This window comes from Providencia sp. PROV080, assembly GCF_033688105.1.
Classification (GTDB): domain Bacteria; phylum Pseudomonadota; class Gammaproteobacteria; order Enterobacterales; family Enterobacteriaceae; genus Providencia; species Providencia zhejiangensis.
The window spans coordinates 64,816-89,091 of record NZ_CP096347.1 but is presented as its reverse complement, the minus strand read 5'-3'; the positions used below and the strand labels follow the sequence as shown (position 1 = coordinate 89,091).

The window sequence follows — 24,276 nt, the reverse complement described above, 5'->3', positions numbered from 1 at the left end:
CGAATGATCAGATCAGGAACCGCCATGAATGTTCCCCAATCAACTAACATTTTATTTTAACTACAGAATTTCTGGGGATACCTCAGGTGGTTTGCAACTCTTTGGTTTAATTGGTTTGATTTATGGGCCAATTATTTTTGCGTTAACCATGGTGCTGTTACGGCTTTATACTATTGAGTTTAAAGATTTTCTGGAACGCCAAGACAATAGCTAACAATAAGATTGTTGTACTTTAGCGCTTCGCCCTGCCCATATCGGTATACAGTGCATTTACGGGAGAAAAAACGGCTCAAACAGGAAAAAATGAAATGACTGAGTCAGCCGAGAAGAATTTCCCCGCTTATTCGCACCTTCCCTAGATTGCTTTTGAGCCATGCATGCATTTGTTTTTAACCTTCTAAACTGTAGTTGAAACCTATCTTTTCCTCAAAATATCCTCTATGTTGTCCAAGGAAAAGATAATCCAAAACTTTGGAAAAACATAGTAAGTGTTTCAGAATTGCACTTGATAAACGAAACTTCATTACTTAATAATAACTATACAGCATCTATCCGTTATAGAAGTCAGGATACACCAGTAAAAGTAACCCAGAATGAAAATGGATATATATTTGAATTTTCTGCACCACAATGGGCTCCAGCCGTTGGACAGAGTTTAGTACTTTTCCAAGAAAATGAGTGCCTTGGAGGCGGAGTTATTTCTGAAATCCACTAGTAATATATACTAACTCATTCCCTATAACCTTCGAATCAAGGATTTTTATCCAACCTTTTGTAAAAGATTCAAACCATAGCTGGTAATTCTCTTCCATTCCCTTCTCCTTTCCAGATAAAGACTTTATTGGAAAAGATATTACAAAGTTTTGAGTATGAAAAAGCTGTAGGAAATCCAAGATATTTACATCTTGCTGTTTTAGCACAGGAAGCATCTTTAAAAGGAATACTACATCATAAGTACCTTTGTAGACATCACTCTCTTTATTCAAAAACCTATACTTTATCGTCGTCTTTAACTTCCCAATAATGCTACTCAAAAAAGCTATCTCAGCTCTATCAATATCGTATGCATGATATATTATTTTTTCATTTTCATTCCATTGGTATAAAGCTAATGGATTGAAGCCACAACCAAAATCTAAAATAGATGAGACATGTTTGATATTTCCAAATACATAAGTGTAAAAGTCATTTAATGTTGCGACTCTTTCATTCGTCGAAGAATGAATCTTTAGTAAATCTTCTATTGATAACTGCCCCTGATTGTACTTTTTTAATAATTTATCCCAATTAGGATAGGCAGAATAGTAAGACCCCCATATTTGATGCAATTTCTTTTTAGAATAATTCTCAACTTCCTTTAATTTATATTTCTTCTCAGAAATGGAAACAACCTTTTCAACAATATCTGAATCAAGGTTTTCGTACTTTTTTGATTCAAGTATCTTCTTAACAACATCATTCTTATCCATTTGAAAGAACCTACAAGTTAAGTATTTGATAGGAACTGTCATTTCGGGTTTTTTGCGGTTTCGGGTCAAAATTCGGTTTTTCCCCCGAACTACGACTGTTTTCGCACCCCGAACAACTAATCCAATCAGAATTTTCCGGCAACGCCGACTCTAAGAAGTGTAATTCCAGTCCATTTCTGCCGTCAACCCCTGATTCGCGTTAATGCGACAAAGCTCAAACACATAACTCCCCCACGAAGCCATATAAACTCCGATTTCGAGGTGTTATCGGCGTTGTTGACCAAATCCGTCGCTGGATGGCCGTTCCCCAACCCGTTGATACCACTCAATTCACTGGCTGGCGAACAGGCATACCAAGCCCTATCAGCTTGTTCATCACCTTCACGCCAGCCAGGATTTCGCCCACCTGGGCGTTGTAGTTCCGCAGGCTCAGCGTTGGCCCGATGAGTTGCTTGAACCGGTACATGGCGGTCTCGGCTATCGAGCGCTGGTGATAGCCGGAGTCTTTCTTCCATTGCTTCAGTTCACCGGCCTTGAGCGCCGTCACCGCCTCGTTGCGGGGATGGCCTTCCTCCCACGGTGCCGCATTTTTTCTCGGCGGTATGGTGGCTTTCGCCCCCTTTTTCTTCAGTAGCGCATGACAGGCCTTGGTGTCATACGCACCATCGGCGCTGACCTGTTTTATCTTGCGTCGTAAGGGGTTGAGCAACGTCGGTAACACCTCGTTATCCGCCACCGTCTCCAGGCTGACTTCGGCAGCGATGACCGCATGGGTTGTGGCATCCACCGCCAAGTGGAGCTTGCGCCACACTCGTCGCTTCTCCTTGCCGTGTTTGCGAATTTTCCATTCGCCTTCGCCATAGACCTTGAGGCCGGTGGCATCAATGACCAAGTGAGCCACCGGGCCTTGGCTGGGGAGGCGGTACTTGATGTCGACGGTCTTGGCGCGCTTGCTGATACAGCTATAGTCCGGCGACTGCAAAGGCACCGCCATCAGTTGGAACAACGAGTTAATGAAGCCTTCTAGCGCCCGCAGCGGCAACTTGAACAAGCCTTTTAGCATCAGGGCCGTCTCAATGGCGGTGTCACTGTAGTGGAAACCTCTCCCTCGGCGGCCATGGTGGACCAGGCAATGCCACTGCTTAATGGCTTGTTCGTCCATCCAGGGGTATAGGGGAAGTATAAACCACCTTTTTGCTCCTCATCCGAAGTATCTTACCTGAAATTCCCTCACTCGTTTACCGCTCAAGCCCCAATTTTAACTGCCGGTCCAGCCTAAACCGCTCTAATAAGGTTCGATTTGGCGGTAAAATCTCTAGCCTGATAGCTCGAGAGATACAAACTGCCCCACCGCCCCGTTTAAAAGTTGGCAGTGTTGAGCAGTGTTGGATTTGGGGTCGTCAGTCAAAGAGACGACTCTGTGATGGATCGAACAGGCTGGGAGTCAGTGGCGGCGCTCGTTCTGGTGGCAGCTCACGCTGCTTGGCGGCATTCGCCTTGGCTGTTTTCTGTTTCAGATGCTTGAGAATCTGCTCAATGACCTTCGGATCTTCGATGCTGGCAATCACTTTGACGTGACCGCCGCAGTGTTCGCAGACTTCAATATCAATATTGAAGACTCGCTTGAGGCGTTGCATCCAGGTCATGGCGCGGTGGCGCTCTGCAGGACTCTTGTCACGCCAGTTAGTATCGAGACCTTCCGATTTGTCGGGCTTCTTGCCCCGCTTGGCGGGTGTTACTTGAACTCGGTGTTTGCTGTTCGGTGCAAAGACGCCGTGGAAGCGTGTGAGGTTGACTCGCGGCTTAGGTACCAACGCAGCGAGTTTGGCGATGAAGTCCAGCGGCTCGAAGATCACATGGGTGGTGCCATTGCGGTACGGAGTTTTGAGCTCGTAACGCACCTGCCCATTGGCGGTTAATGCCAGACGTTTTTCTGAAACCGCTGGCCGACTAATGTAGCGACACAAGCGCTCAAGCTTATCCCGCTGATGCGCTTCGGCCATCACACCGGCGTGTAGCGAGAAACCAGCATGGTTGGCTACTCGACTGCTTGAGTCGGCTTTATCCTCACGCCCTGGCAAGGTTTGCAGGGTGAAGACTTTGCGCCCTTGCTGGGGGCCGACGGCAATGCGATACGTAACCGAAGCACCATGTAATTGAGTCAGCGTATCGTCTTCGCCCTCTTCCAGTGTCAACCACGTATTCTCGGCATCACGCTCCAAAATCCCACGCTTTTCCATGCAGCGAGCGATGCGATGGCTGAGGGTGTGAGCGAGCGTATTCAGCTCATCGTAAGTGGGTGCCTTGACACGATGGAAGCGTTGCTTGCCATAGTCATCTTCGGCATAGACACCATCGAGAAACAGCATGTGGTAGTGGACATTGAGATTTAGCGCGGAGCCAAAGCGTTGGATAAGAGTCACTGAGCCAGTTTGTGCAGAGGCTTTGGTGTAACCGGCTTTTTTGATCAGATGAGTTGAGAGTGTACGATAGACGATACTCAAGACCTGGCCCATCAGCTGGGGATGGCGAGCCAGCAAAAAGCGTAGCTGGAAAGGAAAGCTGAGCACCCACTGGCGAATGGGCTCCTTGGGGAAGACTTCGTCTATCAGCAGCGCCGCACTCTCGGCCATCCGGCGGGCACCGCAGCTAGGGCAAAAGCCGCGTCGTTTACAGCTGAAGGCGACCAGACGCTCGTGATGACAATCCTCGCAGCGAACCCGCATGAAACCATACTCCAGACGGCCACATTGGAGGAGGTCGTTGAATTCTTGTTGGATGTAGCGAGGCAGGTGTTGACCTTGGGCTTCGAGTGAGGCTTTGAAGGCTGGGTAGTGCTGCTCAACCAGCTGGTAGAGCAGCGTCTGGTCGGGTTGGTGGCGTTCGTAACCGTTTGTTTGAGTGGGCGATTGACTCGCCGTGGCGTTCCTTGCCAGCGACATGGGTATCCTCCGCTGATACTGTGGTTATGTACAGTATCAGCGGCTTGCGTTCAGACGTCCAGTCTGGCCCTAGACATCGCTAAATGCTTAACCCGCAATAGCCCTCACGAGTTGTTATCAGCCACTACCGGTTGAGCGAGAAGGTTTTGGGTTCAGGGTGCTATTGCTCCACCAATCACAATACTGAAGCCCCAACTGTTATCAGTTGGGGCTTTTTCTTGTCTGTTTGCGGCGGTTGCGTTTTATCGGTAGTCGTCGAGCTCTGCACCATCCCACATAAGAGCTTAACGGTGCGATCTTCAACGCCATCACACAAAACTTTCTTTTTCACGCACAGTCAACTTATTGGATGTTTTATTAACAACCCAAAAGGAGATATTTAGCGGGCGGCCGGAAGGTGAATGCTAGGCATGATCTAACCCTCGGTCTCTGGCGTCGCGACTGCGAAATTTCGCGAGGGTTTCCGAGAAGGTGATTGCGCTTCGCAGATCTCCAGGCGCGTGGGTGCGGACGTAGTCAGCGCCATTGCCGATCGCGTGAAGTTCCGCCGCAAGGCTCGCTGGACCCAGATCCTTTACAGGAAGGCCAACGGTGGCGCCCAAGAAGGATTTCCGCGACACCGAGACCAATAGCGGAAGCCCCAACGCCGACTTCAGCTTTTGAAGGTTCGACAGCACGTGCAGCGATGTTTCCGGTGCGGGGCTCAAGAAAAATCCCATCCCCGGATCGAGGATGAGCCGGTCGGCAGCGACCCCGCTCCGTCGCAAGGCGGAAACCCGCGCCTCGAAGAACCGCACAATCTCGTCGAGCGCGTCTTCGGGTCGAAGGTGACCGGTGCGGGTGGCGATGCCATCCCGCTGCGCTGAGTGCATAACCACCAGCCTGCAGTCCGCCTCAGCAATATCGGGATAGAGCGCAGGGTCAGGAAATCCTTGGATATCGTTCAGGTAGCCCACGCCGCGCTTGAGCGCATAGCGCTGGGTTTCCGGTTGGAAGCTGTCGATTGAAACACGGTGCATCTGATCGGACAGGGCGTCTAAGAGCGGCGCAATACGTCTGATCTCATCGGCCGGCGATACAGGCCTCGCGTCCGGATGGCTGGCGGCCGGTCCGACATCCACGACGTCTGATCCGACTCGCAGCATTTCGATCGCCGCGGTGACAGCGCCGGCGGGGTCTAGCCGCCGGCTCTCATCGAAGAAGGAGTCCTCGGTGAGATTCAGAATGCCGAACACCGTCACCATGGCGTCGGCCTCCGCAGCGACTTCCACGATGGGGATCGGGCGAGCAAAAAGGCAGCAATTATGAGCCCCATACCTACAAAGCCCCACGCATCAAGCTTTTGCCCATGAAGCAACCAGGCAATGGCTGTAATTATGACGACGCCGAGTCCCGACCAGACTGCATAAGCAACACCGACAGGGATGGATTTCAGAACCAGAGAAAGAAAATAAAATGCGATGCCATAACCGATTATGACAACGGCGGAAGGGGCAAGCTTAGTAAAGCCCTCGCTAGATTTTAATGCGGATGTTGCGATTACTTCGCCAACTATTGCGATAACAAGAAAAAGCCAGCCTTTCATGATATATCTCCCAATTTGTGTAGGGCTTATTATGCACGCTTAAAAATAATAAAAGCAGACTTGACCTGATAGTTTGGCTGTGAGCAATTATGTGCTTAGTGCATCTAACACCTGAATTAAGCCGCGCCGCGAAGCGGCGTCGGCTTGAATGAGTTGTTAGGCAACACCGCGCTTTCTCTCGAAGGCTTGTCGTGTTTGAACCATGTAAACCGCCGGCCCGTCAGGCGTGGTGATGATCTTCTCCCGCACGAATCCTGCCTTCTCATAGCAGCGTATGGCTCGATGGTTGTTCGGAGTCGGGTCGGTCTGAATCTTCGTCACGGTGGGGTCCGAGAACAGTAGTTCAACGAGAGCGCGGACAAGCCTTGTTCCTAGGCCTTTGTTCAACTGTGTCGGGTCAGCCAGAGACTGGTCTATTCCTCGCACTCCTGGATCAGTTTCATCTTCCCACCAGCCATCACCGCTTCCGAGCGCGACGTACGACTGAGCATAGCCGATCGGTTCCTCGCCCAGCATTGCGATGTACGGTGTTACGGACTCTTCCGCCATCGCTCTGGGCAGGTAGTGTTCCAGCACTTCATCAAGAGTCGGTCGCTCTTCGTCACCACCCCACCACTCAACGATGTGCGGCCGGTTGAGCCAATCATGGAGCATCGGCAGGTCGCGCTCGGTCATGAGGCGAAGAGTTATGGGGGGGGTGCTCGCGGACATGAAATGGTCGCTCTGTGCTGCCTAACTTCGTTTTATGCGGCTGCACGTAGTGCAGTCCGACATGAAAATTTTGTTAGGCGCTTTTTAATACTCAGGACTGTACCAAAAGTGATTCAAGCTCTGATAATGATGAAACCTGATAGTGTGGTTTTATATCAGTTGGTTCAGGTTTATTGTCTGCATTGACCCAGCACGTATGTAGTCCTGCATTAAGACCACCCAATATGTCTGAGTCAGGATTATCACCGACCATGAGAACGCGTTCTCGGGAGGGATGACCCATAGCAGAAAGCGCATACTCGAAAATCTCAGGATGTGGTTTAGCAACACCTACTTGCTCTGAAATAATCAGCACATCAAAATGGTCTCGAAACCCAGTACGTTCAAGGCGTACTTGCTGAAGTTCAGTAAAGCCATTGGTAATAATGCCGAGTTTCATTTTGCCACGAAGCGTATTCAGCAAATTGGCCGCACCCTGTAATGGTGCACAGATGTCAGCCATCGCGGACAGAAAAGCACTATTCAATGTTTTGGGTGTTTCATCAAGTCGTTCAGCCCAAGATTGAAAGCGTTGATACTGGAGTTGCGTTGCTGATATTTCACCATTTTGGTATTGGACCCAGAGTGGTTTATTAACTAATTGATATTCTGAAAAATCAGCATCAGAAAAGTTGATACCAAAGCGTGAAAACATAAGTTTTAAGCCACGTAAAGCGTCGAATTCAAAAAGTGTTTCATCAGCATCGAACAATATCCATTCATACGGTTTCATTTGTGTTCATCTCTGTCATGCCTTGTGGCTACGCTTGTATTCTACGTGATGAATATTGTCAGCACTAATTGATGTAGTTACTTGCTTTGAGCCAATCAACGCATAAGATGGCTGCTTTTGAGCATATCTCAATATCATTGCTGTCAATGTAACGTAACTCTTCAATTTCAGCGGCAGGCGTTGGAGCCCCATCATAGTTAGCGAAATAGCAGGTTAATTTAACTAGCAAGCCTTCAGGTTTGCCATCAGCTTGAGCTTCAAGTGTTGCGGCATAGGTTATTGTTGAAGGTATTAAATTGATCGCTAATTCTTCAGATATTTCACGTAACAGTGCTTCATGGTCAGTTTCGTTGAGTTCACGTTTGCCGCCTGGGAGATAAAAAAGAGATTTTCCTTTGGAGCGAACAACCAGTAATTTTTTGTCTAAGATCGAGAATAAGGCTAATTTATCAATATGTGTTGTCATCGTATTTAATCATCAGGTGAAATATATCTAGCTTCAACTTAGCAACGGAAGTGAGGGTTTTAAAGCCTAACTTTGTTTTAGGGCGACTGCCCTGCTGCGTAACATCGTTGCTGCTCCATAACATCAAACATCGACCCACGGCGTAACGCGCTTGCTGCTTGGATGCCCGAGGCATAGACTGTACAAAAAAACAGTCATAACAAGCCATGAAAACCGCCACTGCGCCGTTACCACCGCTGCGTTCGGTCAAGGTTCTGGACCAGTTGCGTGAGCGCATACGCTACTTGCATTACAGCTTACCAACCGAACAGGCTTATGTCCACTGGGTTCGTGCCTTCATCCGTTTCCACGGTGTGCGTCACCCGGCAACCTTGGGCAGCAGCGAAGTCGAGGCATTTCTGTCCTGGCTGGCGAACGAGCGCAAGGTTTCGGTCTCCACGCATCGTCAGGCATTGGCGGCCTTGCTGTTCTTCTACGGCAAGGTGCTGTGCACGGATCTGCCCTGGCTTCAGGAGATCGGAAGACCTCGGCCGTCGCGGCGCTTGCCGGTGGTGCTGACCCCGGATGAAGTGGTTCGCATCCTCGGTTTTCTGGAAGGCGAGCATCGTTTGTTCGCCCAGCTTCTGTATGGAACGGGCATGCGGATCAGTGAGGGTTTGCAACTGCGGGTCAAGGATCTGGATTTCGATCACGGCACGATCATCGTGCGGGAGGGCAAGGGCTCCAAGGATCGGGCCTTGATGTTACCCGAGAGCTTGGCACCCAGCCTGCGCGAGCAGCTGTCGCGTGCACGGGCATGGTGGCTGAAGGACCAGGCCGAGGGCCGCAGCGGCGTTGCGCTTCCCGACGCCCTTGAGCGGAAGTATCCGCGCGCCGGGCATTCCTGGCCGTGGTTCTGGGTTTTTGCGCAGCACACGCATTCGACCGATCCACGGAGCGGTGTCGTGCGTCGCCATCACATGTATGACCAGACCTTTCAGCGCGCCTTCAAACGTGCCGTAGAACAAGCAGGCATCACGAAGCCCGCCACACCGCACACCCTCCGCCACTCGTTCGCGACGGCCTTGCTCCGCAGCGGTTACGACATTCGAACCGTGCAGGATCTGCTCGGCCATTCCGACGTCTCTACGACGATGATTTACACGCATGTGCTGAAAGTTGGCGGTGCCGGAGTGCGCTCACCGCTTGATGCGCTGCCGCCCCTCACTAGTGAGAGGTAGGGCAGCGCAAGTCAATCCTGGCGGATTCACTACCCCTGCGCGAAGGCCATCGGTGCCGCATCGAACGGCCGGTTGCGGAAAGTCCTCCCTGCGTCCGCTGATGGCCGGCAGCAGCCCGTCGTTGCCTGATGGATCCAACCCCTCCGCTGCTATAGTGCAGTCGGCTTCTGACGTTCAGTGCAGCCGTCTTCTGAAAACGACAAACGATGTCAGAATAGAGTTAAATTTCCTATTGATTGACATATTCCGTCAAAGGTAATAGATTTCATCCTGACACTTTTGCCTTTGGAGGCATCTTGCAAGGTCAACGCATCGGCTATGTCCGCGTCAGCAGCTTCGACCAGAACCCGGAACGGCAATTGGAGGGTGTTCAGGTGGCGCGGGTGTTCACCGACAAGGCTTCTGGCAAGGACACCCAGCGTCCCGAGCTGGAAAGGCTGCTGGCCTTCGTCCGCGAGGGCGACACCGTGGTGGTGCATAGCATGGACAGGCTGGCACGCAACCTTGATGACCTGCGCCGCATCGTCCAAGGGCTGACACAACGGGGCGTGCGCATGGAGTTCGTCAAAGAAGGGCTGAAGTTCACCGGCGAGGACTCACCGATGGCCAATCTGATGCTGTCGGTCATGGGAGCCTTCGCTGAGTTCGAGCGCGCCCTGATCCGCGAACGTCAGCGCGAGGGAATCGTGCTGGCCAAGCAGCGCGGTGCCTACCGGGGACGAAAGAAATCGCTGAACAGCGAACAAATTGCCGAGTTGAAACGGCGAGTTGCGGCAGGCGACCAAAAAACCTTGGTGGCCCGTGACTTCGGCATCAGCCGCGAAACCTTGTACCAGTACCTGCGGGAAGACTGACCATGCCACGCCGCTCAATCCTGTCCGCCACCGAGCGCGAAAGCCTGCTGGCACTGCCAGATGCCAAAGACGAACTGATACGGCACTACACGTTCAACGAAACCGACCTGTCGGTGATCCGTCAGCGTCGCGGCGCCGCGAATCGATTGGGCTTCGCTGTGCAGCTTTGCTACTTGCGATTCCCTGGCACCTTTTTGGGCGTCGATGAGCCTCCGTTTCCGCCCCTGTTGCGCATGGTGGCCGCGCAACTCAAGATGCCAGTGGAAAGTTGGAGCGAGTACGGCCAGCGCGAACAGACACGGCGGGAGCACTTGGTCGAGCTGCAAACGGTTTTTGGGTTCAAGCCCTTCACCATGAGCCACTATCGGCAAGCCGTGCATACATTGACCGAGCTGGCCTTGCAGACCGACAAAGGCATCGTGCTGGCGAGCGCACTTGTCGAGAATCTGCGGCGGCAGAGCATTATCCTGCCCGCCATGAATGCCATCGAGCGCGCAAGCGCCGAGGCCATCACCCGTGCCAACCGACGCATTTACGCGGCGCTGACCGATTCTTTGTTATCACCCCACCGTCAGCGCCTGGACGAACTTCTCAAGCGCAAGGACGGCAGTAAAGTGACGTGGCTGGCATGGCTGCGCCAGTCGCCTGCCAAACCGAACTCTCGCCACATGCTCGAACATATTGAGCGCCTGAAATCCTGGCAAGCACTTGATCTGCCCGCAGGCATCGAGCGGCAGGTTCACCAGAACCGCCTGCTCAAAATCGCTCGTGAAGGTGGCCAGATGACGCCTGCTGATCTGGCAAAGTTCGAGGTGCAACGACGCTATGCCACGCTGGTAGCGCTGGCCATCGAAGGCATGGCCACCGTCACCGATGAAATCATCGACCTTCACGATCGCATCATCGGCAAGCTGTTCAACGCGGCCAAGAACAAGCATCAGCAGCAGTTCCAGGCTTCCGGCAAGGCGATCAACGACAAGGTGCGGATGTATGGGCGCATCGGTCAAGCGTTGATTGAGGCCAAGCAAAGCGGCAGCGATCCGTTCGCCGCCATCGAGGCCGTTATGCCCTGGGACACCTTCGCCGCCAGCGTCACCGAAGCGCAAACATTGGCGCGGCCTGCCGACTTTGATTTCCTGCACCACATCGGTGAAAGCTATGCCACGCTACGCCGCTACGCGCCGCAGTTCCTGGGCGTGCTCAAATTGCGGGCTGCGCCCGCCGCCAAGGGTGTGCTCGATGCCATCGACATGCTGCGCGGCATGAACAGCGACAGCGAGCGCAAGGTGCCCGCCGATGCGCCAACCGCATTCATCAAGCCGCGCTGGGCAAAGCTGGTTCTGACCGACGACGGCATCGACCGGCGTTACTACGAGTTATGCGCCCTGTCGGAGCTGAAGAACGCGCTGCGCTCCGGTGATGTCTGGGTGCAGGGTTCTCGCCAGTTCAAGGACTTCGACGAATACCTGGTGCCGGTCGAGAAGTTCGCCACTTTGAAGCTGGCCAGCGAATTGCCGCTGGCAGTGGCCACCGACTGCGACCAATACCTGCATGACCGGTTGGAATTGTTGGAGGCGCAACTCGCCACAGTCAACCGCATGGCTGCGGCCAACGACTTACCGGATGCCATCATCACCACCGCGTCAGGCCTGAAGATCACGCCGCTGGACGCGGCAGTACCAGACGCCGCGCAAGCCATGATCGACCAGACAGCTATGCTGCTGCCGCACCTCAAAATCACCGAGTTGCTGATGGAGGTCGATGAATGGACGGGCTTCACCCGCCACTTCACACACCTGAAGACCAGCGACACGGCCAAGGACAAAACCTTGCTGTTGACGACGATCCTGGCCGACGCGATCAACCTGGGTCTGACCAAAATGGCCGAGTCCTGCCCTGGCACCACCTACGCCAAGCTGTCTTGGCTGCAAGCCTGGCACATCCGCGATGAAACCTATTCGACGGCGCTGGCCGAGCTGGTGAATGCGCAGTTTCGGCAACCCTTCGCCGGCAACTGGGGTGACGGCACCACGTCATCGTCGGACGGCCAGAACTTCAGAACCGGCAGCAAAGCAGAAAGCACTGGTCATATCAACCCGAAGTATGGAAGCAGTCCAGGACGGACTTTCTACACCCATATCTCCGACCAGTACGCGCCCTTCAGTGCCAAGGTGGTCAACGTGGGCATTCGTGATTCAACTTACGTGCTTGATGGCCTGCTGTACCACGAGTCGGACTTGCGCATCGAGGAACACTACACCGACACGGCAGGCTTCACCGATCACGTGTTTGGCTTGATGCATTTGCTGGGATTTCGCTTCGCGCCGCGTATCCGTGACTTGGGCGAAACCAAGCTATTCATCCCCAAGGGCGATGCCGCCTATGACGCGCTCAAGCCGATGATTAGCAGCGACAGGCTGAACATCAAGCAAATACGCGCCCATTGGGATGAAATTCTGCGGCTGGCCACCTCCATCAAGCAAGGCACGGTAACGGCTTCGCTGATGCTGCGCAAACTCGGCAGCTACCCGCGCCAGAACGGCTTGGCCGTGGCGTTGCGCGAGCTGGGGCGCATCGAGCGCACGCTGTTCATTTTGGATTGGCTGCAAAGCGTGGAGCTGCGCCGCCGCGTCCATGCGGGGCTGAATAAGGGCGAGGCGCGCAACGCGCTGGCCAGGGCGGTCTTCTTCTACCGATTGGGTGAAATCCGCGACCGCAGTTTTGAGCAGCAGCGCTACCGGGCCAGCGGCCTCAATCTGGTGACGGCGGCCATCGTGTTGTGGAACACGGTATATCTGGAGCGTGCCACCAGTGCTTTGCGTGGCAACGGCACGGCGCTGGACGACACATTGTTGCAATATCTGTCGCCGCTGGGGTGGGAGCACATCAACCTGACCGGCGATTACCTATGGCGCAGCAGCGCCAAGGTCGGTGCGGGGAAGTTTAGGCCATTGCGACCGCTGCCACCGGCTTAGCGTGCTTTATTTAATGAGATGGTCACTCCCTCCTTCCCAGTACTATGCTGAGGACAGGCTTTCATTCGGAGAACCATCATGGAAAACATTGCGCTTATTGGTATCGATCTGGGTAAGAACTCTTTCCATATTCATTGTCAGGATCATCGTGGGAAGGCCGTTTACCGTAAAAAATTCACCCGACCAAAGCTAATCGAATTTCTGGCGACATGCCCGGCAACAACCATCGCGATGGAAGCCTGTGGCGGTTCTCACTTTATGGCACGCAAGCTGGAAGAGTTAGGGCATTTTCCAAAGCTGATATCACCGCAATTTGTCCGCCCATTCGTTAAAAGCAACAAAAATGACTTCGTTGATGCTGAAGCTATCTGTGAAGCAGCATCACGTCCATCTATGCGTTTCGTGCAGCCCAGAACCGAATCTCAGCAGGCAATGCGAGCTCTGCATCGTGTCCGTGAATCCCTGGTTCAGGATAAGGTGAAAACAACTAATCAGATGCATGCTTTTCTGCTGGAATTTGGTATCAGCGTTCCGCGAGGTGCTGCCGTTATTAGTCGACTGAGTACCCTTCTTGAGGACAGTAGTTTGCCTCTTTATCTCAGCCAGTTACTGCTGAAATTACAACAGCATTATCACTATCTTGTTGAGCAGATTAAAGATCTGGAATCTCAGTTGAAACGAAAGTTGGACGAAGATGAGGTTGGACAGCGCTTGCTGAGTATTCCCTGCGTTGGAACGCTGACTGCCAGTACTATTTCAACTGAGATTGGCGACGGGAAGCAGTACGCCAGCAGCCGTGACTTTGCGGCGGCAACAGGGCTGGTACCCCGACAGTACAGCACGGGAGGTCGGACGACATTGTTAGGGATTAGCAAGCGGGGCAACAAAAAGATCCGAACTTTGTTGGTTCAGTGTGCCAGGGTATTCATACAAAAACTGGAACACCAGTCTGGCAAGTTGGCCGACTGGGTCAGGGAGTTGTTGTGTCGGAAAAGCAACTTTGTCGTCACCTGTGCTCTGGCAAACAAGCTGGCCAGAATAGCCTGGGCACTGACGGCGCGACAGCAAACTTACGAAGCATAAAGGCAGAAATACACCAGTTTAAACAATCATTCATCTGGTTTTGCGAATACTGATATTGATGATACTAACGGCCCACCGGCCTGTTGAGGAACCTGTAAAACGGAAAGGCTCATTGAAGCCGTATATTTTCTGGAGGTTCATCAGGCGCGGAACTCATCGAGGCGCGGGAATAAAATCCCATTCAGACGCCGGATAGATTCAAGCAAGCCAACTTGTCGTCAAAATCGGTGTTGCAAAAACGGGAGTGACCATAGATTCCGTTTTCTGAGACGACCCCTACTGGGTTCCCGAGGTCATTGAGCTCAAGCTCGCGCCGGTTGCCCTGTGCATCTGTTTCCGCCACCAGCCGATGTGCAGCGTCGTACTCATAGCTGACGGTTGCACCATTTGGCTTAGTCAGCGAGCTCAGGAGGCCCACAGCATCATAGTTGTAGGCCGTGGTTCCTTCTGGTCCAGTGGAGCTGACAAGTCTTCCTCTGGCGTCATAGGTGAGGGTTTGGGTTACACCGTTGACGCCCTGAATGGTCCCGGCGCGACCGTTCGCGTCGTAGTCACCAAACTGCATCACCTGCCCCAGCGCGTTTGTTGTCCGGATCAGGTTGCCCTGGTCATCGTAGTCAAATGTCGTAACATCGCTGACGTCGGTGCGCGGACCATCAACCGAGGCCAACAGGCTCGGCTTTCCTGTACCAACAGGGGCATAGGTGTAGGTCCATGTCCGGGAAGCGCCCGAGCTGCGATCTGTGACCTTGCGGCTTATCACCCGGAGATGAGTGTCGTAGGTAAGCTCAGTGATCCTGGTTGGTTCCGTGATTTTTGCAGGGAGCGACTTGGAAGGAAGCCAGTCGGTCGTAACCTTGCCCCCATCCTGGTCTATCTGGGTGGTTTCCAATCCCCGGTCGTTATGGGTGAACGTGCGCTTCTGTCCAGCACGATCTGTAATGCTGGAGACGAGGCCTTTGCTGTCGTAGACGTAGGTTTCCTTGCCTCCCACAAAGCCGGTACACGGCGCACCCTCAACAACATCAGGCTTGAGCATCCCGTTGTGACGGCTGTAGGTATATCGCTGAACGTGGCCGAGGGCGTTGGTGACAGAGACGCTTCCGTCAGCGTTGTAGCTTACCTGAGTCTTCTCTGCGCCCCCGGCGTGTTCACTTAGAACTGCCATCCCCTGAGCATCATATCCCCATGTGGCGAAACGGTTGCCGTTCTCGTCCACCAGCCCAGAGAGCAAACCCGGTGCATTCGGGTCATCGTAGAGATAGCTGCGGCTCGTATTGTCCTGGTAGATCACTTCCGCCAGCTTGCCAGCGCTGTTGTACTGGTACTGAATACTGCCACCAGCAGGATCGGTGACACTGACCATGCGGCCATCTTGATGCTGGAACTGGATGTTGCGGCCAAAGCCGTCAGTGATCGAGGATAGCTCTCCGTTCAGATAGCTCAGGGTGATGTGATTGCCGTTGGGCTTCTCGATGCCGGTCAGTCGTCCGGTTTCATCATAGGCCTCGACTACCCCGTCAGATTGAGTGTAACGCCAGCCGGTAGCATCCTTCGTCAAGGTATCATCGGTTTTCCATGTTGGCACCCAGACAGAGGACGAGTTGTAGAACGCGAGTTGTTGCCCTTCTGGCCGGTGCAGGACAACCATGTTCTCACCGTACTTCGAGGCGTTGACCTCGACGCTCCGCGAGTAGGTATGCCGCCAGCCGCCGAGCTCTTCATCAGGAAGGTGGCTATTGTAGTATCTGGTGAATGTGAAAGGGTCGGAGCCTCCGCTTTGATAATCCAGTTCAGCCTGGAACTTGTTGCCGGTGCCAAGATGGATAGGGTTCCCTACACACATGGTCGTTGTTGGTAAGCCGAGATCCCTGTCCAGGAACGGTGTTTTATCCATCTCACCCGGCAGAACATAGGTTGAGCGCCAGTAGACCGTAGCTGGGTCGCCAGTGCAGGTAGTGGGGTCATAATCGCCAGTAGCACCTAGATACTTAAAACAGATCCTGGAGACATAACGGCCATCACCATAACTGGCAACCGGATAAAGCGCATCCCCAACTGGCGTTCCCTTCCCTTGCTCCTCACCAGAGCGATAATTCTTCATGAAGGAATGCGCGTCTATGATGGTGTTGAAGCGCATTTTGTCTACTTCGGTGCTCACGGCTACAACCCGCCATTGTGCAAAAGCAACGCATGGCAAAGTTGCGAGCACCACAACGGCCAATGACCGCAGGTTTCGCATCAGTAAAAGGGAAGGTCTCGATCTCATTTACAGCTCCAGTTTTTATGCTGGAGCTATTTTCAGGTGGGAGAGTCGTTATCAACGACTGCGTTTTTGCCCTTTTAGGGTATGAATACGTGATTTGGAGAGGTTGTGTATTCAGAACAAATGAGAAGCAGGTTACTCATTTCGCTCAAACACTGTGACAAGAACACGTTTTTGGTTGTCGTCGTTGATCACCATCAGGTACTTGAACTTGGAATCTCTATGGCCCCAGACTTCCACGTTATCTACGCGGCCATACTTTCTGGCTTTATGGCGAGCCACTTTCTCGTCAAAGGGTTGAACCTGTAACTCTGGATGCTGGAGGCGACCAACGAGTGAGGCCCACGGTTTTTTAGGGTCTCCAGAGGTTATCCGGGCCTGATACTGATCGATGGCATGTTGAGTAACAAGGACGGGACCAATGGCCGGTGTAGAGATTTCGTCATGGGTTTGAGTATAGGCTTGCTTGTCCACATCGAGGAGCTCAACGTTGCCCTCACCCGGCTCATCCATAAACTCCATGCTCTGCGAAACTTCAATAGTAGCGCCCTTTAAACGTCCAGTGAGGCAAGCCGCAAACTTGAATGCAAACTCCTTGGTGGATTTGCCCAGCGCCAGCTTTTTAATCGCACCTTTGGATACCACCAGCTTGTAACCAGCACCAGCACCTGGCTCTCTGCAAAAAACCTGTTTGTCCAGCGCCAGATAGCGAATGGCTACGAGCTCAGCCAAAAGATCTGCCTCCTCGTTGTCAAAATCAATACGAACATCAAGGATGCCTTTCCGTTTTGTACCAACGCGCCAGAATACAAGGGCTGAATTATTAGAAGTTTTCTTCGAGACAGTAGTCAGTGTCATCATGGTCTATTTCTCCATTATCGGGATAATGGTCGGCATCGCCGCCAGCACCCCTATTCGTTAGGGTTCATTTAGATGCTACCACGGGTTTTAAAAATGCAACCCCTAGTGCCACTCTATTTGTGGTCCCAAGTATTTTTATAAGCTCGGGCTAGGCGTTTCTCTATCACTTCTGACAAATTGCAACCATCGACTTCTGCCAACCGCTTCAAAATCCTGTGGGCTTTATCGCTTATAGTTATGCTTTTACCAACACCATATCCCCTTCTGCGACGTTGCCTAATTGATGTCCCGAGTTTATTGATTTGCTCTGCTGTCAGATATTTATTAATCCATTCAGTGAGTTCTGATGGTGATCGCCCCATGCTGTTCAGGCTGTCCACGGCTTCAAGTTTCTTATCGAATGGGACGTCACGCCAGAAAGCTGGGCGCGAAGCAGCTCTGAGGAGATAGATCGCCGTAGCCTGAGCATCTTCATTGGATACTTTCAAAAAAACACCTTTACCGTTACATGTCACACCAACTTCATCGTGACATGTAACACTTCAAACTGCAAGTATAAAAAAAGGCCAGCTATTGCTGGCCTTTACGTTCATTATCGCAGTTACTCTTTAGGCGTTGTGATGCTTTTTTTCCTTCTGTTTCTCATGGTAGAGATACAGACTGCCGCCAGTGACGACAGTGAAAAAAATGAGCAACCCCAACATGCCTAATGTGAAAGCGTCCATTTGACCCCCTTAGGAATTGCTGACCTTGGTTAAGATTATACCATAGATCCACAGGATAACCCCAATGACCAACACCAAACCGGCTTCTTTGACGGTTATAGTGTCCCCAGATACAGCCAATCCTACAATACCGACACCGATGGCTGTTACGGCGACCTTACGCAGGTCTTCACCGATAGCTCCCAGAGTCTTCTTGTCAGGAGAGAAAAGACGCACAAACCACGTCTTAATACGCAAAAACTTTTTCATGATTACCTCCATAGTTGAAGAGGAGGCGAATCATGCCCGAGAGGGCATGAACACCCCCTCAGGGTTAAAGTTTTAGGCAGACAAAGCTGTTGGCTTCGCCTTGTTCATCTTCATTGAGTTAATGATCTTCGTCGCTTCATCAGCAAACGGGCCAGTAACTTGGATAGGCTCCCTTCTTGCGAAGGAGGCTGTCACCATCATTCTCTGGCCGTGCATCAGATGACGATACCGAGACCGCATAAGCTCAACGTAGGCCGCAGAGTCCCCCTCCCACCCCTCAGGGGGAGAAAAGGGGCACACCGCGTCGTTACCAGGCGTTGTATCAACCTTCGAGACATCAATGACGGCCATACTCAGCTCTCCTTCTCGCAATGAAATCGCGCAGGTAGCGAGCATTCGGGAAACCGAGGCTTCCCTGACTCATCAGGACATCGTTCCAGTCAATCCCTTTCGCTCTGGGCGGGATCGGGAGTTTAGGCAGCAGGACGTACACACGAATGCCGCGCTTCTCCAGCTTGGCTTTCAGCACGTTCGCTGACTTCTCACCAGTCACAGACTTATCTTTGTCAGCCCAGATCAGTACGGTGTGAACACCTTCTGGAACCTCGAAGGACTCCATCAGGGTCGCATTGACCGTTGACCAAACCGGGATTTGAGTGACTCGATAAGCTGACAGGGCTGTTTCCAGCCCTTCTGCAACACCCAGGATACCCTCAGTCGGTTCACCGAGGCGGATGGCCGCGCCATTGACATCCAAACCGTCAGGAATGGGCATCATCTTCTTGGCGTTGCCGACCTTGGCTTTTTTACCGTTTTGGGTGAGATAGGTGCGGTGGAGCGTTACCAGGTTGCCTTCCACATCTCGGATAGCGCAGACGATAGCCGGGAATTTCCCAACTTCATTGCCATCTTCGTCGTAGTAGGCCATAGCCGGATTGAACCGCAGACAGTCTGTTTTTTCTACTTCATCAACCTTGAACAGAAGCTCGCGGTTTTTGAAGTACAGACGCATTGGCTCAGTCACATGACTGGAGAACGGCAAACACTCGTTCCATACCTTCTCGATTTTCTCACGGAGACGAGCACTGTAAGCGCGTTCGCGCTCCATTCTCTTCTCCATTTCTTCTTGGAGCTCAAGCAGCCAAGGCTTAGGTTGTTCACGAAACATCGGAACAACTTTCGGCTTGTTTTCGCTGCTTTGCTCTTCCGGTTGTGTGGCCGCATGTTGTACTTGCGGTGCCGGAGCTTCTACCGTGCGGTTGACCACAGGGGCCGACTCAACATGGTGACTCACCGGCTCAACACCACCGTTCGAGCGAGCGCGGAACTGCGTTACCGTAGCGCCGCGACGTTCCACCAGCCAGGTGTTGCGATGCGTTTGCATAGGTTGTTCTCTCACAACATTCCCCTGCTCGTCCTTAACTTCAACGACGACAGTTACAGGCTCGCGCCCGAGGTTTGTCATGACGATCTCATCCCCATACTTGGCTTCACTTTCACCAATGGCTCTTTCAAGATCCACGCCCCAGATGGTGCGTTCCAAACCGCTCTTGTCACGGATGAAGGCAAAGTAGCTGAGCTCGTTGTCTTCGTTATGCTCATAAGGAGCTTTACCGTGGGCAATCAGAGTACCGGCAATGGATTTTTTACGATTCTTGGAATCGAGAACCTTGTTATTCACCTTCATAGGCTCTTGCTGAACAGGCGCTTTGGCCTGGACAGGAGCTCGTGTCGGTGCAGCGGCTTGTTGATACTGGGGTTGCTCTTTCTCAACGCCCAGATAATCACCAACCTCGCTCAGGCACTGTTTAAAGTCCCAGTTATTGAGCCACATCAGCAGCTCAAAACCATCATGATTGGCACCGCATGTATTGCATACGCCGCCACCAGTCAGGTGGGCATCCTTGAACAGTCGGAAGCCATCTTTCCCGCCGTGGATAGGACAAGAAACATGACGACCAGGTTTACGGAGAGCTGGTTCAAGATGGGGCGCTAGGGCCGCCAGGATGAATAGCCAGTTTCCGTTTGCAGCTTCACGAACGGTGTCAGCTTTGTAGTAAGACATAGGTTTTCTCCTTAGCGTGAACCCCAGCATCGAGGCTTCCTTAAACCCCCGTCGCCAGGGTTTTAAGGAAACCCCGACACCGGGAGAATGTGCCAAGGAGGCTCCCCAGCCGGGGAGAACTCCCCGGCGAGGGGTTTAAAAAGGTCGCCCCCGAAACGGAGGCGAATTTTGTGAATATCACAAGCACAAATGAGTGCCATCTTCCGAGGCCATCATGATTGTGACATCTGCGGTTACAGGATCTGACTTAATCACAACCTCAGTGGGTTTGAAAAAGCCATCTACAGTGGGCATGGGGTAATAAAGACGAATCTTTCCCCAATTCTTGTTGTCGGTAAAAGCGACCTTTGTTTGAGCAACACAAAGCTGCAAAAACATGAAAAGGAAGTCTTCTACCGAGTGCTTACCATCTGCACCAAATACTCCATCGACAATTGCCGGGGTCACTGCCACATTGGTCAGGAAACCAGCTTGTTTACCGATGGAAGATTGGTCCACCAGCAGACCATCATTGATGGCTTGTTGACGGATTTGGGCGAGGTCCAATTTAGCTACTTGGTTCATAAGGTGTACTCCAAAGTTAATGGGTACACCTACCCCGTGCGGGGAAGTGTACCCGCATGGGTTATTGAAAGGTCACGGCCAAAGCCGAGCTTTAAGGTTCCGAGTTTTACGCTGGCTGAATGCGCCAAAGAACGGTCGGAGGAAACGAGTCAGCGACACGCTTCACATTCGCGTAAAGAGTGTCCTTAAAGACACGCTCTAAGCGACGACCACCTTGACGATAAACCAACTTAAAGTCTTGGAATTTGTTCATGGATACCTCCAGAAATAACGGGAGGTATCTCCAGCAGGAGATAGACTCCCGCAGGGATTAATAAATTAACGTTAATTTGCTGTTTGTTTTTGGCGACCAGCTATCGCACGCTTTCGCCCTCAGGGAGGACAAAATCTGCTTACTGATGGCTTAACCATGAGTAAGAAGACTTGGGAAGTAAAGCAGGGGTTTCCCCCTGCCTTGTTATGCCGCTTTGAGGTGGCGAGAGAAAAAGTCCCTGGTTTGCTGGATAGCGCCCCGGAGAAGTTCTCGTCTGTAGCCAGCGTAGCTCTTGTCATCACTGGCAACGGTCAAGCCGTGCAGACTCTCTTCACCCAGGACAATCTCGTTTTCACGAGAGAGTACCTCAACACGTAGGCCAAGCACTCGCTCTTTCCCTTCCAGGATAGAACAAATTGTTTGGTCTCTTACTTCGTCATCCCAGTGGCCCATATCGAAATCCCGCTCAGGGAGTTCAGTAACACGCACCAGGTAGTTTTCAGTGGCCCGTTCCCAAACCACTTCATCTTCGCATGGAGAGGCCTCGATCAGCGAGTACCCGTCCGCTTCGAGCTTCTTGGAAAGACTTTTTACATCATCCGCCAGCTCCAGCACAAAGCGTTCCCAGAGGTCTTGCCAGCGCTCGACCATATCCTGGTTAATCCCTTCAATGCCGGTGCCAATCATGGAATCATCATCAGGGAAGATCCCTGTGAAGTCCACGTTGTCGTCGATGTTCATGCAGTTCCAATGGCTGTAGTGATGCCCGTGACTATTCCGAGTAATGGACAGGTCACAGGAACCATATTCGCGGAGGACAGAAAGCATATTCTCAATGTCTTTCTGTGCCATCAGGTTCTTCACGCGGCTGACAGCATCCACTTGGCCGGGCTCAGTGCTGAATAGGCGATTCATGAGAGCTTTGACGTCATCAACGCTCAAATCCCCGTAGAAGGCTACGCCATCCCCCTGGCAGTATCCGAGACTGTACTCAATCGTCAGATCATCCGGGTATCCACACTTAACCAGTTCGTTTTGAAAATGCTGTTTAATCATTGGTATCTCCTTAATTTCAGAGGGAGACACCATCCCCTCAGGGACCGATGTCCCCCGTGGGGTTAATGTTTGGGTTAAGAAGCCTTGCGGTTTAATTCAGTATCAAATCGAGGACCTTTGAGAACCGCAGTTTTCATAACCTCGAAGTTTCTTGGGTAACGCAGCTTTGAAACTGCGCCAGCTCGGATGTCGGCAGCCTCACTTGGAGAGACTAGCCTTAACCCTTCGCTGGTTTCAGCGTAGAACCAACCGGCATAACGCTCATAGGCATTCTGCTGGTACTGTTCAGTCGCCATATTCTTCCGGATCGCCTCTGTTAAGGCCTCAACAACACCGTCATCTTTCGTGATGATGTTGAAAACATGAGAGACGGTCAGGAAGTTCCCAAAGAAGCAGGCTGCCCCAAGCCAAGGCTGGAACATTTCGCCATTTCGCCCCGTCCTCACCATTGGTTCAAACGGGTATGGGCGATAACAGTGATACTGCTCAAACATCGGGTCAAGAACGTTGTCACCCAGGACATCCAGTAAAGTCTGAATGCTGTCCGGGTCTTGGCCTGCCCACTTACTCCCATTGCTGAGAATCAGTGTTTTACCGTCAGTACGCTCCAGAGCTTGTTCAAAGTTAGACATAGTGCATTCCTTTTGGTTAGGACGCACCACACCCTCTCGGGATGATGCGCCCGAGTGGGTTAGTTGAGAAGGCTTAGCCGTCAAGTCCGTAAATTACGGCGGAGCCGGGCTCCATCTCGACAACTTGTGCGCTTCCTTCTTCTATCAGCTCCTGCATGTAACCAGACTCAGCATCCGGATTACGTTCGCAGTGTTCGTCCCAGCGTTTCAAAAGCCCTTCTGTGGCTTGTCCGTGGGTCTCACCAAGGCCGATAAACTCATAGTGTCCTGTGTTTACGATGATCACCACCATAGCTAGTGCTCTCCTACAGGTCACTTGGTACATACAGGTCATCTTTGATGGCAGAAAAATCGACAGGAGACTGGTCCCCATAGGTTCGATTCACGCCACCAGCATCATCGACACTGACAAAAACCGTGCGGAGTAAACCGCTGGGCTTTGCAGGGTAAACGATGCTGACATGCTGACCTTTGTACTGTTCTGACAAAGTGCTTTGAAGCTCATCAACCGAACGGAATTTCCGGTCGCGGCCAAAGTCCTTAATCTTGATGTCGCCAGGGATTGGATTAGTCATCGTTACCCCCTGCCAGCAGTTTATCTACTGAATGGCCGAGTCCGTTACCAAACCATTTGTCCAGAGCGTCGATTTCCGGGAAGTCCGATTTCACCTGAGCAACAACACGTTCCATTTTGCTGAGAGCATCCTGGAACTCAAGGCCATTACCTGCGGCCACCTCAAGTTTGCACTTGATGTAAGCGGAGTAGGTATCACAGGCCTTAACCAGTGATTGTTCATAGCCACCGGGAGCGAAGGCTATGGCGACTGCATCCTGGAGTTCTTCGGGAAGAGTCTGGATGAGTTTGTCCTCTGCGGCCTTTTCCAGTCGTTCAAACTCACGCTGCAAAACAGCGTTTGCTTTCTTGACCGGTGTTACAACATCCGAACAGAGAACCTCGGCTGCATCATGCAACGAAGCATGAGCAAGCATGACTGCCAGATCCACCGACTTCCCTTGCTGAATGGCAATATTGCCAGCCAGGTAGGAAAGCAGGGTAACAACAGCGCTGTGTTCCAACACAGACTCCGGTTGAACAGAGTGCATCAGTGACCAGCGTTTGATCAGGCGTTGGCGCAAGGCCAGAGCTAGAAAGCCGAAATTTGAATTAGACATAGTGCCTCCAAAATTGGTTGGAGGTACACCAAAGCCGACCGGGCCTTGGTGTACCCGGTTGGGTTACTTAGTTATCTCGGGTCAAGCTGCTTAGCTATAGCGAGTAAAAACGGATGGAATGGATGATCTTGCGGGACACCCCCAACAAGCTCACGGGCTAAACCGACTGAGTTTGTAGCCAACACCTCTTTGACGGCCAGAATGATTTCATTGTCGATTTCATCCTGGGTCTTTCGTTGTTGGTCCACCAGCCGACTTAACTTGTCTAGGCTCATGCTTCTCTCCTTTGTTTGTGGGAGAGAACCCAGGAGGGGTTTCCTCCCGAGGGGTTAGGTTATTGCTGTTTTGGGCCAGC

27 protein-coding genes and 2 pseudogenes are annotated in these 24,276 nt (G+C 52.2%); 6 read left to right on the top strand and 23 right to left on the bottom strand.

Annotated features, from left to right (window positions below; all coding sequences use genetic code 11):
- Positions 1-28 precede the first annotated feature (28 nt).
- On the top strand, positions 29-214 hold the full coding sequence (locus M1F03_RS19270; RefSeq protein ID WP_002026779.1) for a hypothetical protein: 186 nt from the start codon (positions 29-31) through the stop codon (positions 212-214).
- Positions 215-499: 285 nt separating this feature from the next.
- Positions 500-715, top strand: a complete 216-nt coding sequence (locus M1F03_RS20065) for an aminomethyltransferase beta-barrel domain-containing protein (protein ID WP_071547994.1) — start codon at positions 500-502, stop codon at positions 713-715.
- Here M1F03_RS20065 and armA read toward each other — a convergent pair.
- From armA to M1F03_RS19230, 8 genes and pseudogenes are all read right to left on the bottom strand, one after another.
- Complete coding sequence (gene armA, locus M1F03_RS19265; protein WP_000359986.1) at positions 696-1,469, bottom strand: 16S rRNA (guanine(1405)-N(7))-methyltransferase ArmA; 774 nt, start codon at positions 1,467-1,469, stop codon at positions 696-698. The two genes, M1F03_RS20065 and armA, sit on opposite strands and share 20 nt — an antisense overlap.
- 325 nt (positions 1,470-1,794) lie before the next feature.
- A pseudogene (locus tag M1F03_RS19260) lies at positions 1,795-2,634 on the bottom strand (IS5 family transposase); the annotation flags it as partial.
- 235 nt (positions 2,635-2,869) lie between these two features.
- Positions 2,870-4,411 (bottom strand): IS91-like element ISCR1 family transposase, encoded by a 1,542-nt coding sequence (locus M1F03_RS19255; protein ID WP_000050481.1) that lies wholly within the window; start codon positions 4,409-4,411, stop codon positions 2,870-2,872.
- A gap of 404 nt (positions 4,412-4,815) precedes the next feature.
- Entirely contained in the window at positions 4,816-5,655 is an 840-nt protein-coding gene (sul1, locus tag M1F03_RS19250; RefSeq protein WP_000259031.1) for a sulfonamide-resistant dihydropteroate synthase Sul1, read from the bottom strand.
- On the bottom strand, positions 5,649-5,996 hold the full coding sequence (locus M1F03_RS19245) for a quaternary ammonium compound efflux SMR transporter QacE delta 1 (protein ID WP_000679427.1): 348 nt from the start codon (positions 5,994-5,996) through the stop codon (positions 5,649-5,651). Before M1F03_RS19245 ends, sul1 begins: the two co-directional genes overlap by 7 nt.
- 156 nt (positions 5,997-6,152) lie before the next feature.
- Positions 6,153-6,707 (bottom strand): aminoglycoside N-acetyltransferase AAC(6')-IIa, encoded by a 555-nt coding sequence (locus M1F03_RS19240; protein WP_023622803.1) that lies wholly within the window; start codon positions 6,705-6,707, stop codon positions 6,153-6,155.
- A gap of 91 nt (positions 6,708-6,798) precedes the next feature.
- On the bottom strand, positions 6,799-7,479 hold the full coding sequence (yjjG, locus tag M1F03_RS19235; protein ID WP_106672694.1) for a pyrimidine 5'-nucleotidase: 681 nt from the start codon (positions 7,477-7,479) through the stop codon (positions 6,799-6,801).
- Positions 7,480-7,543: 64 nt separating this feature from the next.
- Complete coding sequence (locus tag M1F03_RS19230) at positions 7,544-7,945, bottom strand: NUDIX hydrolase (RefSeq protein WP_106672696.1); 402 nt, start codon at positions 7,943-7,945, stop codon at positions 7,544-7,546.
- A gap of 206 nt (positions 7,946-8,151) precedes the next feature.
- Between M1F03_RS19230 and intI1 the strand changes: the two genes are divergently transcribed.
- From intI1 to M1F03_RS19210, 4 genes are all read left to right on the top strand, one after another.
- The gene (gene intI1, locus M1F03_RS19225) at positions 8,152-9,165 is read left to right on the top strand and encodes a class 1 integron integrase IntI1 (protein WP_000845039.1); all 1,014 of its coding nucleotides are present in this window, start codon (positions 8,152-8,154) and stop codon (positions 9,163-9,165) included.
- Positions 9,166-9,461: 296 nt separating this feature from the next.
- Positions 9,462-10,019 carry a recombinase family protein gene (locus M1F03_RS19220; RefSeq protein ID WP_001162012.1) on the top strand — a complete coding sequence of 186 codons (558 nt, stop codon included), beginning with the start codon at positions 9,462-9,464 and terminating at the stop codon, positions 10,017-10,019.
- A gap of 2 nt (positions 10,020-10,021) precedes the next feature.
- Positions 10,022-12,994, top strand: coding sequence for a Tn3 family transposase (locus tag M1F03_RS19215; RefSeq protein WP_318840144.1), 2,973 nt, complete (start codon positions 10,022-10,024; stop codon positions 12,992-12,994).
- Between the two features lie 78 nt (positions 12,995-13,072).
- On the top strand, positions 13,073-14,077 hold the full coding sequence (locus M1F03_RS19210) for an IS110-like element IS5075 family transposase (protein WP_000427619.1): 1,005 nt from the start codon (positions 13,073-13,075) through the stop codon (positions 14,075-14,077).
- 277 nt (positions 14,078-14,354) lie between these two features.
- On the opposite strand, the pseudogene M1F03_RS19205 reads toward M1F03_RS19210, so the two are convergent.
- The 15 genes and pseudogenes from M1F03_RS19205 to M1F03_RS19135 all read right to left on the bottom strand — a co-directional run.
- A pseudogene (locus tag M1F03_RS19205) lies at positions 14,355-16,238 on the bottom strand (DUF6531 domain-containing protein); the annotation flags it as partial.
- 240 nt (positions 16,239-16,478) lie between these two features.
- Positions 16,479-17,204, bottom strand: a complete 726-nt coding sequence (locus tag M1F03_RS19200) for a hypothetical protein (RefSeq protein WP_000988732.1) — start codon at positions 17,202-17,204, stop codon at positions 16,479-16,481.
- 113 nt (positions 17,205-17,317) lie between these two features.
- Positions 17,318-17,692, bottom strand: coding sequence for a hypothetical protein (locus M1F03_RS19195; protein WP_000868821.1), 375 nt, complete (start codon positions 17,690-17,692; stop codon positions 17,318-17,320).
- Between the two features lie 120 nt (positions 17,693-17,812).
- A complete protein-coding gene (locus M1F03_RS19190; protein ID WP_000338626.1) occupies positions 17,813-17,929 on the bottom strand; it encodes a hypothetical protein in 117 nt (38 codons plus the stop codon).
- A gap of 9 nt (positions 17,930-17,938) precedes the next feature.
- The gene (locus M1F03_RS19185; protein WP_000714162.1) at positions 17,939-18,178 is read right to left on the bottom strand and encodes a permease; all 240 of its coding nucleotides are present in this window, start codon (positions 18,176-18,178) and stop codon (positions 17,939-17,941) included.
- A gap of 72 nt (positions 18,179-18,250) precedes the next feature.
- Positions 18,251-18,529: a hypothetical protein gene (locus M1F03_RS19180; RefSeq protein ID WP_000268337.1), complete on the bottom strand. Its 279-nt coding sequence runs from the start codon at positions 18,527-18,529 to the stop codon at positions 18,251-18,253.
- Positions 18,516-20,243, bottom strand: a complete 1,728-nt coding sequence (locus M1F03_RS19175) for a toprim domain-containing protein (RefSeq protein ID WP_000122923.1) — start codon at positions 20,241-20,243, stop codon at positions 18,516-18,518. Before M1F03_RS19175 ends, M1F03_RS19180 begins: the two co-directional genes overlap by 14 nt.
- A 177-nt stretch (positions 20,244-20,420) precedes the next feature.
- Positions 20,421-20,807, bottom strand: coding sequence for a hypothetical protein (locus tag M1F03_RS19170; protein ID WP_001077335.1), 387 nt, complete (start codon positions 20,805-20,807; stop codon positions 20,421-20,423).
- Between the two features lie 106 nt (positions 20,808-20,913).
- Positions 20,914-21,060 (bottom strand): hypothetical protein, encoded by a 147-nt coding sequence (locus M1F03_RS19165; RefSeq protein ID WP_001032042.1) that lies wholly within the window; start codon positions 21,058-21,060, stop codon positions 20,914-20,916.
- A gap of 204 nt (positions 21,061-21,264) precedes the next feature.
- A complete protein-coding gene (locus tag M1F03_RS19160; RefSeq protein WP_000595210.1) occupies positions 21,265-22,116 on the bottom strand; it encodes a hypothetical protein in 852 nt (283 codons plus the stop codon).
- A 74-nt stretch (positions 22,117-22,190) separates the two neighbouring features.
- Positions 22,191-22,748, bottom strand: a complete 558-nt coding sequence (locus tag M1F03_RS19155; RefSeq protein ID WP_000064431.1) for a pyruvate dehydrogenase — start codon at positions 22,746-22,748, stop codon at positions 22,191-22,193.
- Positions 22,749-22,821: 73 nt separating this feature from the next.
- Positions 22,822-23,040, bottom strand: coding sequence for a hypothetical protein (locus tag M1F03_RS19150; protein ID WP_000260293.1), 219 nt, complete (start codon positions 23,038-23,040; stop codon positions 22,822-22,824).
- Positions 23,041-23,053: 13 nt separating this feature from the next.
- Positions 23,054-23,323 carry a hypothetical protein gene (locus tag M1F03_RS19145; protein WP_000184110.1) on the bottom strand — a complete coding sequence of 90 codons (270 nt, stop codon included), beginning with the start codon at positions 23,321-23,323 and terminating at the stop codon, positions 23,054-23,056.
- Positions 23,316-23,921, bottom strand: coding sequence for a 5'-deoxynucleotidase (yfbR, locus tag M1F03_RS19140; protein ID WP_000071870.1), 606 nt, complete (start codon positions 23,919-23,921; stop codon positions 23,316-23,318). Before yfbR ends, M1F03_RS19145 begins: the two co-directional genes overlap by 8 nt.
- A gap of 71 nt (positions 23,922-23,992) precedes the next feature.
- Complete coding sequence (locus tag M1F03_RS19135; RefSeq protein ID WP_000050848.1) at positions 23,993-24,196, bottom strand: hypothetical protein; 204 nt, start codon at positions 24,194-24,196, stop codon at positions 23,993-23,995.
- Between the last annotated feature and the right edge of the window lie 80 nt (positions 24,197-24,276).

Excerpts from the sequence above, each read along its gene's own strand:
- M1F03_RS19270 (WP_002026779.1), top strand. The coding sequence starts at position 29 with ATGTTCCCCAATCAACTAACATTTTATTTTAACTACAGAATTTCTGGG.
- armA (WP_000359986.1), bottom strand. The coding sequence starts at position 1,469 with ATGGATAAGAATGATGTTGTTAAGAAGATACTTGAATCAAAAAAGTAC.
- M1F03_RS19255 (WP_000050481.1), bottom strand. The coding sequence starts at position 4,411 with ATGTCGCTGGCAAGGAACGCCACGGCGAGTCAATCGCCCACTCAAACA.
- sul1 (WP_000259031.1), bottom strand. The coding sequence starts at position 5,655 with ATGGTGACGGTGTTCGGCATTCTGAATCTCACCGAGGACTCCTTCTTC.
- M1F03_RS19245 (WP_000679427.1), bottom strand. The coding sequence starts at position 5,996 with ATGAAAGGCTGGCTTTTTCTTGTTATCGCAATAGTTGGCGAAGTAATC.
- M1F03_RS19240 (WP_023622803.1), bottom strand. The coding sequence starts at position 6,707 with ATGTCCGCGAGCACCCCCCCCATAACTCTTCGCCTCATGACCGAGCGC.
- yjjG (WP_106672694.1), bottom strand. The coding sequence starts at position 7,479 with ATGAAACCGTATGAATGGATATTGTTCGATGCTGATGAAACACTTTTT.
- M1F03_RS19230 (WP_106672696.1), bottom strand. The coding sequence starts at position 7,945 with ATGACAACACATATTGATAAATTAGCCTTATTCTCGATCTTAGACAAA.
- intI1 (WP_000845039.1), top strand. The coding sequence starts at position 8,152 with ATGAAAACCGCCACTGCGCCGTTACCACCGCTGCGTTCGGTCAAGGTT.
- M1F03_RS19215 (WP_318840144.1), top strand. The coding sequence starts at position 10,022 with ATGCCACGCCGCTCAATCCTGTCCGCCACCGAGCGCGAAAGCCTGCTG.
- M1F03_RS19210 (WP_000427619.1), top strand. The coding sequence starts at position 13,073 with ATGGAAAACATTGCGCTTATTGGTATCGATCTGGGTAAGAACTCTTTC.
- M1F03_RS19200 (WP_000988732.1), bottom strand. The coding sequence starts at position 17,204 with ATGATGACACTGACTACTGTCTCGAAGAAAACTTCTAATAATTCAGCC.
- M1F03_RS19190 (WP_000338626.1), bottom strand. The coding sequence starts at position 17,929 with ATGGACGCTTTCACATTAGGCATGTTGGGGTTGCTCATTTTTTTCACT.
- M1F03_RS19185 (WP_000714162.1), bottom strand. The coding sequence starts at position 18,178 with ATGAAAAAGTTTTTGCGTATTAAGACGTGGTTTGTGCGTCTTTTCTCT.
- M1F03_RS19180 (WP_000268337.1), bottom strand. The coding sequence starts at position 18,529 with ATGGCCGTCATTGATGTCTCGAAGGTTGATACAACGCCTGGTAACGAC.
- M1F03_RS19175 (WP_000122923.1), bottom strand. The coding sequence starts at position 20,243 with ATGTCTTACTACAAAGCTGACACCGTTCGTGAAGCTGCAAACGGAAAC.
- M1F03_RS19170 (WP_001077335.1), bottom strand. The coding sequence starts at position 20,807 with ATGAACCAAGTAGCTAAATTGGACCTCGCCCAAATCCGTCAACAAGCC.
- M1F03_RS19165 (WP_001032042.1), bottom strand. The coding sequence starts at position 21,060 with ATGAACAAATTCCAAGACTTTAAGTTGGTTTATCGTCAAGGTGGTCGT.
- M1F03_RS19160 (WP_000595210.1), bottom strand. The coding sequence starts at position 22,116 with ATGATTAAACAGCATTTTCAAAACGAACTGGTTAAGTGTGGATACCCG.
- M1F03_RS19155 (WP_000064431.1), bottom strand. The coding sequence starts at position 22,748 with ATGTCTAACTTTGAACAAGCTCTGGAGCGTACTGACGGTAAAACACTG.
- M1F03_RS19150 (WP_000260293.1), bottom strand. The coding sequence starts at position 23,040 with ATGGTGGTGATCATCGTAAACACAGGACACTATGAGTTTATCGGCCTT.
- M1F03_RS19145 (WP_000184110.1), bottom strand. The coding sequence starts at position 23,323 with ATGACTAATCCAATCCCTGGCGACATCAAGATTAAGGACTTTGGCCGC.
- yfbR (WP_000071870.1), bottom strand. The coding sequence starts at position 23,921 with ATGTCTAATTCAAATTTCGGCTTTCTAGCTCTGGCCTTGCGCCAACGC.
- M1F03_RS19135 (WP_000050848.1), bottom strand. The coding sequence starts at position 24,196 with ATGAGCCTAGACAAGTTAAGTCGGCTGGTGGACCAACAACGAAAGACC.